Origin of the sequence: Nostoc sp. KVJ20, assembly GCF_001712795.1 — a bacterium.
Lineage (GTDB): Bacteria > Cyanobacteriota > Cyanobacteriia > Cyanobacteriales > Nostocaceae > Nostoc.
This window is the reverse complement of the sequence record NZ_KV757711.1, coordinates 2084-17450: the sequence shown is the minus strand read 5'-3', so window position 1 is coordinate 17450 and position 15367 is coordinate 2084. Positions and strand designations below refer to the sequence as shown.

At 40.1% G+C, this 15367-nt stretch carries 9 protein-coding genes; 4 read left to right on the top strand and 5 right to left on the bottom strand.

Features of this window, described 5'->3' with window-relative positions:
- The first annotated feature begins 90 nt into the window (after positions 1–90).
- Positions 91–3516 carry a replicative DNA helicase gene (gene dnaB / locus A4S05_RS30935; protein ID WP_069073602.1) on the top strand — a complete coding sequence of 1142 codons (3426 nt, stop codon included), beginning with the start codon at positions 91–93 and terminating at the stop codon, positions 3514–3516.
- A gap of 141 nt (positions 3517–3657) precedes the next feature.
- Here the strand turns inward: dnaB and A4S05_RS30930 are convergent, their stop codons facing one another.
- Both A4S05_RS30930 and A4S05_RS30925 read right to left on the bottom strand, forming a co-directional pair.
- Entirely contained in the window at positions 3658–4179 is a 522-nt protein-coding gene (locus tag A4S05_RS30930; RefSeq protein ID WP_084227332.1) for an FKBP-type peptidyl-prolyl cis-trans isomerase, read from the bottom strand.
- A 78-nt stretch (positions 4180–4257) separates the two neighbouring features.
- On the bottom strand, positions 4258–4581 hold the full coding sequence (locus tag A4S05_RS30925; protein ID WP_069073600.1) for a phasin family protein: 324 nt from the start codon (positions 4579–4581) through the stop codon (positions 4258–4260).
- A gap of 132 nt (positions 4582–4713) precedes the next feature.
- Here A4S05_RS30925 and A4S05_RS30920 point away from each other — a divergent pair, with 132 nt between their 5' ends.
- Positions 4714–5022: a TIGR03792 family protein gene (locus tag A4S05_RS30920; protein WP_069073599.1), complete on the top strand. Its 309-nt coding sequence runs from the start codon at positions 4714–4716 to the stop codon at positions 5020–5022.
- A 468-nt stretch (positions 5023–5490) separates the two neighbouring features.
- On the opposite strand, the gene A4S05_RS30915 is transcribed toward A4S05_RS30920, so the two are convergent.
- Complete coding sequence (locus A4S05_RS30915; RefSeq protein ID WP_069073598.1) at positions 5491–5901, bottom strand: 2TM domain-containing protein; 411 nt, start codon at positions 5899–5901, stop codon at positions 5491–5493.
- Positions 5902–6403: 502 nt separating this feature from the next.
- On the opposite strand from A4S05_RS30915, the gene A4S05_RS30910 reads away from it, so the two are divergent.
- Both A4S05_RS30910 and A4S05_RS30905 read left to right on the top strand, forming a co-directional pair.
- Positions 6404–7288 (top strand): ParA family protein, encoded by an 885-nt coding sequence (locus A4S05_RS30910; RefSeq protein WP_069073597.1) that lies wholly within the window; start codon positions 6404–6406, stop codon positions 7286–7288.
- 334 nt (positions 7289–7622) lie between these two features.
- Positions 7623–11006: an EAL domain-containing protein gene (locus A4S05_RS30905; protein ID WP_069073596.1), complete on the top strand. Its 3384-nt coding sequence runs from the start codon at positions 7623–7625 to the stop codon at positions 11004–11006.
- A 73-nt stretch (positions 11007–11079) separates the two neighbouring features.
- On the opposite strand, the gene A4S05_RS30900 is transcribed toward A4S05_RS30905, so the two are convergent.
- Together A4S05_RS30900 and A4S05_RS30895 are read right to left on the bottom strand one after the other, a co-directional pair.
- On the bottom strand, positions 11080–12231 hold the full coding sequence (locus A4S05_RS30900; RefSeq protein WP_069073595.1) for a histidine decarboxylase: 1152 nt from the start codon (positions 12229–12231) through the stop codon (positions 11080–11082).
- Between the two features lie 1076 nt (positions 12232–13307).
- A complete protein-coding gene (locus tag A4S05_RS30895) occupies positions 13308–15092 on the bottom strand; it encodes a ShlB/FhaC/HecB family hemolysin secretion/activation protein (RefSeq protein WP_176727161.1) in 1785 nt (594 codons plus the stop codon).
- Positions 15093–15367: the final 275 nt, after the last annotated feature.

Below are 15367 nucleotides of genomic sequence, written 5' to 3'. Positions count from 1 at the left end.
TAACTCTTGTACAGACGCGATTAATCGCGTCTCTAGCAAACAGACGCGATTAGTCGCGTCTCTAGCAAAATCTCAAAACTAAAATCGTTTATGGCTGAAGAACTGAGTTTTAAAGGCGATGGTAGCGATGCCTACGGCGGTAAACTACGCCTCCCCCCCCAAAATATTGAGGCGGAAGAAGCGATTTTGGGGGGTATTTTGCTAGATCCAGAAGCGATTAGTCGAGTTAGCGATCGCCTCCTTCCCGAAGCTTTTTACATTAGCGCCCACAAAGACATTTATCAAGCAGCTGTGAGGCTGCACGCTCAAGGTAAACCCACAGACTTACTCTCAGTCACCAGTTGGCTGACTGACCATGAAATTCTTGCCCGCATTGGTGGCAGAAATAAATTAGCAACTCTGGTAGACCGCACAGTGTCAGCCGTTAACATCGACGCCTTAGCAGGGTTGGTGATGGAAAAATACCTGCGGCGACAGTTAATTAAAGCTGGCAATGAAATTGTACATTTGGGTTACGAGACAGAAACCGAGTTACCAACTGTTTTAGATCAGGCAGAACAGAAAGTATTCGGCGTTACTCAAGAACGTCCCCAATCGGGTTTAGTTCATATTTCTGATACTCTAATTAATAATTTCCAGGATATTGAAGATAGAAATCAAGGTATTGCCTTACCTGGGATTCCCTGCGGATTTTACGATTTAGATGCCATGACCAGCGGCTTTCAACGTTCTGATTTGATTATTGTCGCTGGCAGGCCATCAATGGGTAAATGCCTCAGCTATGATTCAGAAATAGTTTTGGCAGATGGAACAATTACCACAATTGAAGAATTATATAAACAACGTCATGTTTCGACTCCGCTCAACACAAGTGGCTCATTATTGACGTTAAATAATGACTGGAAATTTACCTTTACTCAACCCTGTGCATTTGTAGATGATGGTATCAAACCAGTTTTTCGGGTAACAACTCGCTTAGGTAGGTCTATTGAAACTACAATTACCCATCCGTATTTGACTATTAAAGGCTGGCAAAAACTAGAAAAGCTGACAGTTGGTGATAAGATTGCTGTTCCGCGAAAAATAAATGTATTTGGTACAGAAACCATCCGTGAGTGCGAAGTAAAGTTATTAGCATACTTAATTGGCGATGGTGGCTTAACTAACTGCACTCCACGATTTACAAATAGTAATCCGTTATTGCAAGCAGAGTTTTCTCAAGCAGTTGCTGATTTTGTTGGTTTAAAAATTCGGTGGGAAAATTCTCAAGGTACACGCACACCAACACTTTGTGTACGTGGGGATTTGGAATTTATTGCTATTCAAAGACAGATTTTTGCCGAAAGTTTTAAACTAGCGATGCAATCACAGTCATTGACAGGAAAAGAAATAAGTCAGTTAGTTGGAGTCAGTCCCACTTTACTTTGCGCTTGGAAGCAAGGAGAGTGTGTACCAAATTTAGAAACTTTTGAGCTATTGTCTGAAGTTTTACAATTAGAGTCAGAAGAGTTTGTATCTCATGGATTTACCTGCATGAGCAAATCTCGGAAGAATTCGCTAACGCTTTGGTTAGAAGAATTAGGTTTATGGGGCAAAGGTGCTCATTCTAAAACTATACCAAACATCATTTTTAAATTAGAGCGATCGCAAATAGCCTTATTTCTTAATCGTCTCTTTGCTACTGATGGATGGGCTGCACTACTTACTAGCGGTCAATCACAGTTAGGCTATGCAACAGTCAGCGAAAAACTAGCAAGACAAATTCAACATCTTTTATTAAGATTTGGCATTATTGCATCTCTCAAAAAACGGTCTGTTAAGTATAAAAACACCCGCAGACCAGCATGGCAATTAGATATTACCGATGCCTTATCTATCAAAACCTTTATCGCAGAAATAGGTATCTTCAGTAAAGAAGAAGCAATAGCAAAAGTTGCAGCAGCAATATCTCAAAAAAGATATCAAACTAATCGTGATTTGATACCTGTAGAGATTTGGGAACAAATAGCAGCAGCAAAAGGTAATGAAACTTGGAGTAGTTTAGCCAGACGGTCTGGTATTCAAGGCTATACAAATATGCATGTTGGTAAACGTGCTTTAAGGCGGGAAAGACTTTGGATACTAGCCACAGCTTTAGATAATTTACCACTTCAACAGTTAGCAACTAGTGATATTTATTGGGATGAAATAGTTGCAATTGAGCCGATGGGGAACAAGCAAGTTTATGACTTAACAATTCCAGAAACACACAATTTTGTTGCCAATGATATTTGTGTTCACAATACAGCATTTTGCTTAAACCTTGCTCATAATATCGCCGCTTCTTATAAATTACCAGTTGCCGTTTTCAGCTTGGAAATGTCAAAAGAGCAATTGACGCAACGGCTATTAGCTAGCGAAGCACAAATTGAAAGTAGTTATCTGCGGACTGGCCGCCTGAGTCAAACACAGTGGGAACCTTTAAGCCGTGCTATTGGTATCCTTTCAGAGATGCCAATTTATATTGATGATACGCCGAATATTACAGTTACACAAATGCGTAGTCAGGCAAGAAGATTACAAGCAGAAGTTGGAACTGAATTAGGATTAATTGTAATAGATTATCTGCAATTGATGGAAGGAGCAGGCGATAATCGAGTTCAAGAATTATCAAAAATTACTCGTCAACTCAAAGGTTTAGCGCGGGAATTATCTGTACCAGTTATTGCTTTGTCTCAGTTGAGTCGAGGGGTTGAAGCACGCACAAACAAGCGCCCGATGTTATCTGATTTGAGAGAATCCGGTTGTTTAGCAGGCGATAGTCTGGTGACATTAGCAGATAGCGGACTGCAAGTGCCAATTAAGGAATTAGTAGATAAATCTGGTTTTGCAGTTTGGGCATTGAACGAAGCTACAATGCAGCTAGAAAAAGCAATTGTTAGCAATGCTTTTTCCACTGGTGTAAAGCCTCTGTTTACTTTAACAACTAGATTGGGCCAGAAAATCCGTGCCACAGGTAATCACAAATTTTTAACAATTGATGGCTGGAAAAGACTTGATGAATTAACTCCTAAACAACATCTATGTTTACCCAGACATCTCCCCAGTCCTGGTAAGCAAACTATGACTTATGGAGTTTCGTATTGTGGCTCTACTCTTTACAAAGTAAATTTAAGTCGAGAAGAAGCTCTAAAAGTTGGCAACATTGTTCAATCGTCTAAACTGGTTACTCTTGCCAAAAGTGATGTTTATTGGGATGAAATAGTTTCAATTGAATATAGCGGCGAGGAAGAAGTGTTTGACCTCACCGTTCCTGGTTTGCATAATTTTGTTGCAAATAATATTATTGTTCACAATTCCATTGAACAAGATGCCGACTTAGTAATAATGTTATATCGCGATGAATATTACTCTCCCGATACTCCCGATCGCGGCATTGCAGAAGTAATTATAGCTAAACACCGCAACGGGCCTACGGGTACTGCAAAACTTTTGTTCAATCCACAGTTTACAAAGTTTCAAAATTTAAAAATTTGAATTGGGCATTGGGCATTGGGAATGGGAGAGATGAGGGAGATAGTAGAGACAAGGTGAGGAAGAGACGCAGCGAGGCAAATAAACGATCAAATACTATCTCTGTGTCCCCGTGTCCTCTTCCTCATTCCCCATACCCAATTTTTACTTAACTCCTAGCAATTCCACGTCAAACAGCAGAGTTGCGTTGGGAGGAATCACGCCACCAGCACCACGAGCGCCATAACCTAACTCAGAGGGGATGATTAAATTGCGACGACCGCCTACTTTCATAGTGCTAAGTCCTTCATCCCAACCTTTGATTACCTGTCCAATGCCGATTTTAAAGCTGAAGGGTTGGCCGCGATCGCGTGAACTATCAAACTGAGTACCATCTTCTAAAGTGCCAACATAGTGAACTTCAACCGTTTGTCCAGGTTGAGGAGTCGCTCCAGTCCCCTCTTTTAACTCAACATACTTCAATCCAGAAGGAGTGGTTACGGCATTCGCATCAGACATAGTGTTACTCGCAATTAAGATATTGTTTTCAGTTACAGTTGTGGGCGCTGACGGTGTTTGAGTTAATTCGGCAGCAATGGCAGTATTCTGTTTACTGCCTACTTGCCCCACAATCAACAGCACAACACACACCAGCATGAACGCCACGCTGAGGAAAATTGGTTTCAAAATCAGTTCTCCTTACTTAAGTATCCTGGCAAAAAGATTACCAACAGGACACATTTAGTTTAAATCAGAAAGGGTATTTTAACGCCAAAGCTTATTTTCTAAATCGCGCACTTGCCGCTCTAAACGGTCAATTCTACCCCTTAATTCGTCCACCTCTGACTGGCGAGCCACCCCCAAATCCTGCATCATATTTCGCATTTGCCGCTGCATTTGGACATCCCAGTTTCCCTGTTCAGACTTTAACTGCTGGGCAATATCATCCATTACCGCCTTGGCTTGCTCAGGATTGAGTTTACCGTCTTTAACTAAATCATCGCTGACTTGCCGCAGTTTTTCTGCTACTAAAGACGTTGTGCCAAGACCCACCATCATTAGCTGTTGCAACCAATTGTTGTTGTCCATATTCCCTTCCTCTTACTTATTAACCAGCCAACCCTTGCTCCTGAGTTTAGGCAATCAAGCTATGCTTAAAGCGTAGTTACTCTAGCCTACATCTCTATTTTGGCAAATTAAGAAACACAGGGTTCAAAGGACGTGTTTATAGAACTTCTCAAGTTTAAGGTTGCCTCGGATTTACGGGAATATTTTATCCAGAAGGACGCACAAATTTGGACAACAGCGCTGGCTGAGTATCCAGGATTTCTCGGTAAAGAGGTTTGGATCAGCCCCAATGACTACACAGAAGTTATCCTGATCATTCGTTGGGCAACGCTGGAACAGTGGAAAGCTGTACCCCAAGCACATTTGCAGACCATTGAAGACAACTTCATTCAAGCGCTCAGAGAATCATATTCAATTGTGGACTCAGGAGAATATCAAGTACGGAAATTTCCCCATTCATAGGTGAAAGATCACTTCCAACTCGTCGAAGTGCAAAGCTGTATTGTCAAGCCGACACCTATCAAAAGGCAAAAGGCAGGAGGTAGGAGAGAAAAAGTATTAATTAAAACTGAGAACTAAATACTAATACAGTTAAGTTAAACTTTTTCTCTCTTCCCTCTCCTCTACTTACCCTGATCCTCTTTCCCCCTGCCTGCTTCACCAAAAACTTGGGTCTGTTCGCGAAGCGTCTCGTAGAGAAGCCCCGTCCTTTGAGGACGGCTTTTTATCATCGGTGACAGGACTTTAAATGAGTAATGAGTAACGAGTAATGAGTAATGAGTAATGAGTAAGAGTAATGAGTGGATGAAAAATGGGTATTTACTCATTACTTATTACTTATTACTTATTACTTACTCCAGAATCACCGACCCTTCTTTCTCGGTGAGTATGTCAACTCTTAGTGTCTTTATTTTTCAAAGTAGGGAGAAGTTAAATCTGTGCCCGCCATTTCTGAAAGGCGATCTCGTAATCCTCTGATTTACTCTGAAAAACACTCCACCAATGAAAAAATAGTCCTAAACCCCATCCTAATGCTGGGAAAATAGCCCAAAAATAACCAGGACTAGTAATTAAATTCAAGAGAATGAGGAATAAATTTACTGCTAGGAAGGAAACCAAGTGTGTCCAAAAGGCTCTGCGTCGGAAAGTATTAAATGTATGTCGCAAACGTTTCTCTTCTTGTTGAGCCAACCACTTTTGTTCAGTTGTTTCCAAAATATCAGAAGAAATACCTAACTCAGATGCCATTTCTAAAAGCTGTTCTCGTGAAAATTCACCTTCCTGTTTACGAGTGAGTGCTTTTTGAAGGATTTGTTCTACATCTTCTGAATCGTAAGTCATTTTAATTACCTTATAAGTTTGTGTGTAAATGCGCCTTTGATTTCACGAATTTATTGATCGGCTTCGTTCAATTCAGTTAGCAAATGCATCCACATTTTGCACCCAATACTTAGTGATATTCACAACCTGATTATTTTCTCACAATTGATTTAGGGCTACTGTATTTGTCAATACCTCTATAATTGCTTTGATGAGAGCGATCGCTGTTACACCATTAAGTCAAACATCTGCATTATGGGGTAAAGTAGTCTGGTAGAACGATTTCAGCTAAAGATCCAACTACATATTGCTGCCTCAATCGAGTCAATATCCCTGAAATCACTCTTTTGAATTTCCGAAAATATTAAATTTAATGGAAGATTTAAGATATCAAGAGGGGTGTACGCTACCTAGTAGTCTGTCAAGTTTTATTTGATAGGTTCATAGTTTGCGATTTAGCGCAAACTACGGACAATCCGCGACAGACCAGTAGATGGGAATGCGTCAATAGAGGACTCAATCAATGGGATATGTAATTGCTACTGCAAATATGAAAGGTGGCGTTGGTAAAACCACTCTCACCGTCAATTTAGCTACTTGTTTAGCTAAAAATCATGGCAAACGGGTGCTTGTCCTTGATTTAGACAGCCAAATTAGCGCCACACTCAGCTTGATGTCGCCTTTAGATTTTGCCAAGCGTCGTAAACAAAGCAAGACATTTAGGTATCTGATAGACCAAGTTATCAATCCAGATCCACAAGCAAAACTCACAATTCAAGATATCGTCCAATCCCAAGTTTGTAATCTTCCAGGACTAGATTTATTACCGGGAGATATCGATTTATATGATGAATTCGTTGTTTCAGAAATGCTTCATAAACAAGCAACTGCTTTGGGTGAGCAGGACTTTGAAACGATTTGGAATCGGTTTGAAAGGGTCTTGATTAACAACATCTTAAAACCAGTCCGTCAAGAATATGATTTTATTCTTCTCGATTGTGCACCGGGCTATAATCTATTGACTCGTAGCGCTTTAGCTGCTAGCGATTTCTACATACTTCCTGCTAAACCAGAACCATTATCTGTAGTAGGTATTCAACTGCTAGAAAGACGGATTGCCCAATTAAAAGACAGTCACGGACATGAAACCAAGATAGATATAAAAATGTTGGGAATTGTATTTAGTATGTCCAGCGCTAATCTTCTCACTGGCAGATACTATAAACAAGTTATGCACCGCGTTGTTGAAGATTTTGGTGTAGAAAAAATTTGTAAAGTACAAATCCCAGTTGATGTCAATGTTGCTAAGGCTGTTGATAGTTTTATGCCCGCCGTTTTAAATGCTCCCCAATCAGCAGGTTCCAAAGCTTTCTTTCAGTTAACTCAGGAGTTATTGCAAAAATTATAGCCTATAGCCCTACGTAATCATTCATGAACAACACGATTTCCGACTTATTTAATAAGTCGGAAATCTGAACCTTTCGATTTTAATCAAGGTCTGAATAAAGATAATTTATACTGGTTTTCTGAGAAGAAAGCTACATAGGAAAAATCTCAAATCTAAAATTCTTTATTCAAGAAAAAAACTTCAGGCATGGGGTCAATCTCAAATCTCCAATTTAAAATCCCAAATTCAGTAACAACTAAGTTGTTTTTTTCTAAAGTTCAGCAGTTATACGGAAGCTATAAGCAGTGAGATTCAGTTATTGAGTGAAAAGGTCAGTAAATCTCACTAAGAAAAAATGGTTAGTAACGATTCTGCACGGGCAGAGAAAAATCAGCACTTGCTAATGCGCCTACCACGGACTCTGAGTTATCTCGAAACCTGGGGCTTTGGGTTAACGGGTCATGTTGGATGGATTGGTACTGCGCCCATTATTCATGCAGCGTTAGGGCCTAAAGCTATCTTAGTTTGGTTTTTTGGCACGATCGTTTCCTTTTTGCTTAACTTGCAGGTACAAAGTCTAGGTAGACATTGGTCAGATGTCTCCGGAGGAACACCAAACTATACCACAAGGCTATTAGAGAACTTTCCTGCTTTAGGCCGTTACGTAGCATTAGGATATTTTTTTAGCTGGGCAGCAGCACCAGCACTATACGCAATTATTCTCACCAACCTAATTAAAGTCAATTTTGAACCATTAGATATTTCTTTCCCAGAAAATTTATTAAAAGTTTTATTTACAGCTATTCCTTTTATTTTGGCATTCAGTGGCACGCGTGCTTTAGCACTCCTGCATTTATTTTTTGTATTCCCAGCAATTTTATTACTGTTATTATTTTGTATTCAAGGTGTACTATGGTTAGCCTTCTCAACTTCTAGTTTTAAATTTCTCCCAATTAGCACACATAGCCTGAGCTTTGAAGAATGGGCAAAGTGGTTTTTTCTAGGTAGCTATTCAATTTTTGCTTGTGAAACCACTTCTTCTTTTGTTGCTGATAGCCGCCACCCATATAAAACTTTAAATTTCTTAACCGTAGCGGCTTGGTTAATTCCTCCAGTCTTTTTAGGTGGTTCTTGGGTATTAATGTGTTCGGCTCCAAATCCAACAATAGGTGATGATGCGTTCTTAAATCTCGTAGAGGCTTCTAAACCTTTTTGGGGTGAATCTGCCTCCTTTCTAGTAACACTTCTAATTACTATATCTTGCCTTCTGAGTTCTGCTACAGCGGTTTCCAATTCTCCTCGGATGTTATACCAGCTTGCCTTAGACAGACAGATTTCTCCCATATTTGCATTAGTTTCGCGTCAAGGTGTCCTTGGCCCTGCTATTTTAGTTACCTTTATACTCAGTTTGCTTTGTCTCAATTTGGGAAATATATCTCAACTTGTCACAGTAGCAGGTACTTGTTATCTCATGTCTATTATGGGACTACATCTGGGATTATGGCTGTGTCGGGGACAACCACACGTGTTATGGCCTTGGTGGTCACTTAGTTTTTTCTTAGTAGAAGCAGTAGTTCTCATAGTGGGAGGTTTAGCTTGGAATTGGAGAGATTTTTTAGTAGGATTATTATTACCCATTATTCTGATAATAGGAGATGTAGCCCTACGTCGCTTAAGATTTGCACCATTACACCCCAAATGGTGGACACAGCGTTACGACACTAGAGCTATTAAAAACAACTCAGACTTTGTGGTACTACAAGTAATTGTTTTAGTATCATTAATTTGTATTACTGCCACAATCAGTTGGGTTATCCGCGATTTATTAGATAGACTTTCTACTAATCCTCAAAACTCTTTACTAGCTATTCTGTTAGTGACACTATCTTTTACAGGGGTAGCGATCGCTTGCTGGACAACTTTACCACAAATTATTGCTATTGATGAGGCACGCAAACAAGCAAGAAACTTATTTATCACTACTCTCGATACTGTTCCAGATACGGTTTTAGTATTAGATGAAAAAGGTATAATTTGTCAAACCAATGCTGCTGCTGAAGAATTATTTGAAACAAGCATTCAACAGTTGCTTGGGAAAAACTTGAATCAACTCCTAATGTGCTATCGCGGTACACCGGAACAATGGTCTATTAGAAGTGAGCAAAGTTTAAGAATAAACCAAGGTTTACGAATTGTTGAATCGACTATTTCACAGCCATTTAATTCCCAGCTACGGGAATATATTGTAATTGTCCGTGATATCACTAAGCGGAAGCTAGCAGAGGAAGAATTAGTTCAGTACCGTTATCAGCTTGAGCAGTTGGTGCTAGAGCGCACCATTGAACTTATTAGAGTTAATCAACAACTTCAACAAGACATTATCAAGCGTCAAGAAGCACAAGAGCAATTACTACACAATAGTCTTCATGATGGACTAACTGGATTGCCTAACCAAAGATTATTTATGGAGCGGGTGCAGCAGGCAATAGAACATAGTAAACAGCAAAATAATTATTTATTTGCTGTCCTCTTCTTAGACCTAGACCGCTTTAAAGTTGTTAATGACAGCCTTGGACATCTACAAGGAAATCAACTTTTGATTGCAATTTCTCACCGACTAAAGTCAGTTCTACGAGTTGGAGATATAGTTGCCCGTTTTGGTGGAGACGAGTTCACAATATTACTTGAGGAAATTGAAGATATCAGCACCGCTATACATGTAGCCGAGCGAATTAAAAAGGTGCTAGCTTCGCCATTTCAATTAAACGAGCATCGGGTGTTTACTAATGTTAGTATTGGCATCGCTTTAAGTAAAAGAGATTATGAGCAAGCAGCACAGATTTTACGCGATGCCGATGTAGCAATGTATTGTGCCAAAGCACTTGGTAAAGCGCGTTATGAGGTTTTTGACCCAAAGATGCACGAGGGTGCAGCTTTGCTCTTGGAGTTAGAAACTGCTTTACGTCATGCGCTGCTCAAGCAAGAAGATTTTCGTCTTGACTACCAGCCAATTGTTTCACTGACAACTGGCAAAGTTATTGGATTTGAAGCACTGATACGTTGGTATCATCCAGAGCGAGGACTTATTTCCCCCCAAGATTTTATTCCCCTGGCTGAGGAAACGGGAATGATTGTTAGTATCGGGGAATGGGTGCTTTATGAAGCCTGTCACCAAATGCACAGATGGCATCAACAATTTCCTACTTCACTACCTTTGACAATTAGCGTCAATTTTTCTGGTAAACAAATCACGCAACCCGATGTATTTAAACAGGTTAAACATATTTTGCAGCAAACTGGACTGGAGCCATGCTGTTTGAAATTGGAGATTACTGAAACTTTGTTGATGGATAATTTTGAATTAGCTACCACTGTGCTTTCCCAGCTAACAGCGCTGAATGTCGAGACGCACATGGATGACTTTGGTACTGGCTATTCATCCTTGAGTTATCTGCACCGCCTACCAATCAAAACCATTAAGATTGACCGCTCTTTTGTCACGAGTATAGGTAGTCGAGGAGAAAATTTAGAAATTATTCGAGCGATTGTGACATTAGCCCATAATTTAAATATGTCTGTAACAGCAGAAGGAATAGAAACTGTAGAGCAATTAGCACAATTGAAGGCTTTACAATGTGATTATGGACAAGGGTATTTTTTCTTACCACCGATGGAACGTGCAGAAGTAGAAAGACTACTTGCAGCTAACTTATGCTCCAAAAACTTTTTAAAGAGATAAAATCTTGGGATTAAAATCTGTTTAGAGAAACATCTTGTAAAGTTGGGTGAGCAATTTCACTTGATAATTTATATTAGTGTAGTACTGACTGTAGCTGAAAATCTTCTGCATTATTAACTAACCCTTCTTCCAATAAGAGTTCGTTCACAAAAGTATCAATTTTCTTTCTATCGATATTTTGCATGACTACAATGTGTACCCAATCTTCAAAAATTGCTAACTGCCACTTTTTAATTAACCTTTGGGAAGGTTTTTGAAAGACTACGGTATTGGAAAAATTATTGAGCATACATGGATATTCTCTGATTTGGAGTTGTTGGAAAAGATATTGGGCATTATCAATACAGGTCTTTGCTTCTCTGGCTAATCCATCATAACCCCTTGTTTGCGTTGCATACCAGAGAATCAGAGGGGTATGACCGTTTCTAGAACCCAGAATTGTTGTATCTGTTGAACCAATATATTCAATTGCTGTTTCAACTTTTTCTACCCATTTCTTTTTAGTTAAAACTACACCGCAAGGTAAGGGAGAACCAATGAATTTAGCAGAAATAGCTACACTATCTATGGGTTTTTGAAAGTTAATTTGCGGAGCGCCATCTAGAAAGGGTAATATTAATCCTGAAAGTGCGGCATCACAATGAATGTAGTAATCTTTAATCTGATTACGCTCTAAAATTTCTAGAACTTTGTCTAAGTTATCAATCGCACCTTTGACAGTAGTGCCAATATTTAAATTGATGATCGCTGGATAACTACGATTGTCACTAATTAATTTTTCAAAATGTTCATAATTCATCTCTCCATTAATTTGTGAATTAACAACATTATGTTGAATGCGGAATAATTTGGCTGCTTTGGGTATGGAGTAATGAGAGTCTTCTGAAGAGTAAAGAATTCCATTAGGGTAGATTTCTCTTGCTAAAAACATTCCATATAAATTACCTTCAGTCCCGCCAGCAGTAATATAACCCCAAAATTGATTTTCTGGAATCTTATAGAGGTGAGCAAAAAAAGATAATACTTCTTGCTCAAATTTACGAGAATGAAGACCAAAATCTGGCTCAATATATGGATCTCCAGCATTATTTAACAGAAAATTAAAAAATTTTGCGATCGCACTGTAGTCACAAGTTAAATTATATGGATAACCTGCATGAAACTGCGATCGCTGTTCTATTTGCAGCAGAAAATCTGCCAACTCTTTAGCAACTTTATCTGACATATCTTTGAATCTCTTGAATTTTAAGTTAAGGGATGTTTTGGTCTAAATTACACGTATCACTCAGTACCTTGAGATTTTCTTAAGAGTACAGATATTTCGTTTTTTCTTTGATAAGAATACTGCGAGAATACATGGCTATCTTCAGTAAAAATACTCAATTTTTTTGTTGACTAGTCTATTGCCCTTAAAAATATAGCACTAGTATTTGATTAAGTAGTCATTGGTCATTGGTGCATACCCCGTCCCTTGTGGGCGGAAAATCGAACTAATTTAAACCGCGTTCAAAAGTAGGCGTCGTATATCAAGGACTAATAGCTAAGTAGTAAGACAAAATTAATTACACAATTTTTGACCTGAAACCCTTATCCAGCCTAAAATCTAATGTATAAATATTTCTGTCTAATTACTTAATGACTAATGACTCTTGCGTTGCGGTTTGATGAACCTAGTTGTTTGAGGACTCACGCAATAACTATATGCACTCTGAGGCAATACCCCGTAGGTTCGCTGAAAGCGTTCTTGTAAGAGTAGCCGCTACTCTTACGAGACACTCCGCGAATGTATCTACATAAAAAACTCCATCCCACTCTTGGGATGGAGTTTTTGAGCATGGGGAATGGGGCCTACCGTGTACACACAAATCAGAGTTACTTTGAGATCCGGGTTTTACCCCCCTTAATCCCCCCTTGTAAAGGGGGGAAACAAGAAAATCTAGTTCCCTCCCCAATGCATCGGGGAGGGTTAGGGTGGGGTAATTCACTTGTGTGTACACCGTAGGGAATGGGGCATAGGGAAGAAGTTAACAATGCCCAATCAATGCCCGAAGCGACGGCGCGACTATCCCTCTCCATCCACTCTTTGCGATGGAGTTTCCCGCCGCTTTCAATGAATTTCCCCTACCTGAAAATCATTCTTTTTGCCTATTGTTTGCGTAGATAATGTGTTTGTGGAATTTACCTATCAATACATGCAGTCCACCAAGCATCCTCTGAATCCCACGCCAGTTGCTTCAATAACGGGAATCTCCGTTGGTACAGACTTTTGTAGAGCAAGGAAGGAGAATAAACCTCTAAATTTTAAAAAGGATTATAGAGTAAACTAAAGTACAGACCGTTTTCTTGTAATGTTCTCTCGTTTGAGTTGACAGATACTAAAGGAATTCCCCAGTCAAGACGAAGGGTAAAGCGATCGCCTTGTGACCAACGCAACCCCAAACCAACAGCAGCTAAAGTATTAGTATCGGGATTCTCTCTACCAGAACTATTCCAGCCAACACCAAAATCCACAAAGGGGACAACCTGTAAGGTGCTATCTATCTGGGGTAAGCGCAGAATCGGTACTTGAACTTCAGCAGAAAGAAAAGTACCATTATCCGTCAGTAAGTAATCTTGACGGTAGCCGCGAATGCTATCCTGCCCACCTAAGCCAAATTGCTCTAAAGGCAAAAGTGTTCTGGATGCGAGTTGCGTATTTAAACGAAGTAAAAATAAGGTTTCAGGAGCTAAAAGGCGGGCCCACTGCGCTTGTCCTTGCCAAGCAAAAAAACGGCTATCGGGAGGATTTTGATTAATTGTGGGGTTCAATACATCTATGCCCAAACTGAATTGAGAACGCAGGGCGATGACTTCACGACTGTTACGACTCGTCCATTCTTGAAAAAATCGCAACGCAGATACCCTGGTACGTCCTTGTTCATCAGCACCTAAACCGGGGAAAGGTAGTCTCTCTCCTTCAATATAAGAAGCTTCACTTTCCCGTCGCGAGGCTGTCAACCCAAGGGCGAATTCTTGTGTAGGAGTTTGAACTATGGGCTGGCGGAATGTTAATTCGTAATAGCGAGAATCTGATTGAATATCTAAAACGTTGAAAGGAGGTTCAATGACATTGCTGGATGTGATGCCATAGTTTAAGGTGAGGGTTCCATTGCGGGGATTGAGTGGTAATGTATAGCTGGCATCAAAGGAGTTGCTACCATCGGTATTAGTGTAAGCTACACCCAGAGAATCTCCCAGTCCCAATAAGTTGGCTTCATTTAATTGTAATCGGCGGCGAAAACTGCCAACACTTGGCGATCGCCCATTATCAAGAACTATTTGGCTACTAAAGGTTTTTGCCTCGGTTACTTTAACTTCTAAGAGACTTGCACCAGTCCGTGATCCTGCGGAGAGTTCCGCAGTCACATTTTGAATCAAAGGATTAAGTTGCAAAAGTTGCAGTGCCTCTAGTAAACGCTGGCGATTGAGAGGCGGTGATGTCGCTATTGCTAGTCGGCTGCGGACATAATTCTGATTCAAGCGTCGAGTTCCAGTTATCTGGATGTCTTCTAATTTACCTTCGACCACCTGAATTTTGACAACACCGGATTGGATTGTTTGGGGTGGGATATATGCACCAGAGGTAATGTAACCATTGTTGAGGTATAACTCAGTAATTTTAGAACGTGCTTGATAAACTTCAGTCAGCGATATCGGTCGTTTGGTAAATTCAGCAGTGGCTTTAGCTAACTCTTCGGGACTGAAGACTGTACTACCAACAACTTCAAACCGTTCCACAACAATAGTTTGAGGAAAGTTGCCGGGGATTGGTTCTTCAGGTGTGGGAGTTGGGACAGAGGGCGGAAATAATTCTGCTGGTGGGGGAAGTGGCTGTGGCAGTTCAGGTGAGGGAGTTGGCAAAGGTGCGGGTGGTTGGACATCCTGTGGTGGTGGGAATTGTTGTGACAGGATGAAATTACTAGTTGGTAATTGTGTAGTATCAACAGCCTGAGCTTGCAGTGGACTAGAAGATATGTTGCTGAGAAATACCAGCATACTCAGCGGTAAGCAGGACACTATAAGATTCTGAGGATATTTATCAATCATCGCACTGGACTATTTTTTGTCAGAAACTATGGGATTATACGGGGACTGCCTCAGATGTGAATCTTACTTCATCTTCTGTCGCTAAAGTTGATATCTTGGGTAAATCTCAATTTAAAAGCGAAATTATCTGGTTATTGCAGACTTAAAAGTATTGACAATGTTCAATCTGCATCAGCAAGCAGATATGTTGAAATTATCGAGGATGTTGGAGGCAGATAGCGCAGCGTTAGCGAGTCCGCGACCCAATGGAGCAAGGGTTTAAGACAAGAACTCCA

Bases quoted from the DNA above. Each gene is read 5' to 3' on its own strand.
- A4S05_RS30900 (WP_069073595.1), bottom strand. From the start codon at position 12,231: ATGTCAGATAAAGTTGCTAAAGAGTTGGCAGATTTTCTGCTGCAAATA.
- A4S05_RS30915 (WP_069073598.1), bottom strand. From the start codon at position 5,901: ATGACTTACGATTCAGAAGATGTAGAACAAATCCTTCAAAAAGCACTC.
- A4S05_RS30905 (WP_069073596.1), top strand. From the start codon at position 7,623: ATGGTTAGTAACGATTCTGCACGGGCAGAGAAAAATCAGCACTTGCTA.
- A4S05_RS30910 (WP_069073597.1), top strand. From the start codon at position 6,404: ATGGGATATGTAATTGCTACTGCAAATATGAAAGGTGGCGTTGGTAAA.
- A4S05_RS30895 (WP_176727161.1), bottom strand. From the start codon at position 15,092: ATGATTGATAAATATCCTCAGAATCTTATAGTGTCCTGCTTACCGCTG.
- A4S05_RS30925 (WP_069073600.1), bottom strand. From the start codon at position 4,581: ATGGACAACAACAATTGGTTGCAACAGCTAATGATGGTGGGTCTTGGC.
- dnaB (WP_069073602.1), top strand. From the start codon at position 91: ATGGCTGAAGAACTGAGTTTTAAAGGCGATGGTAGCGATGCCTACGGC.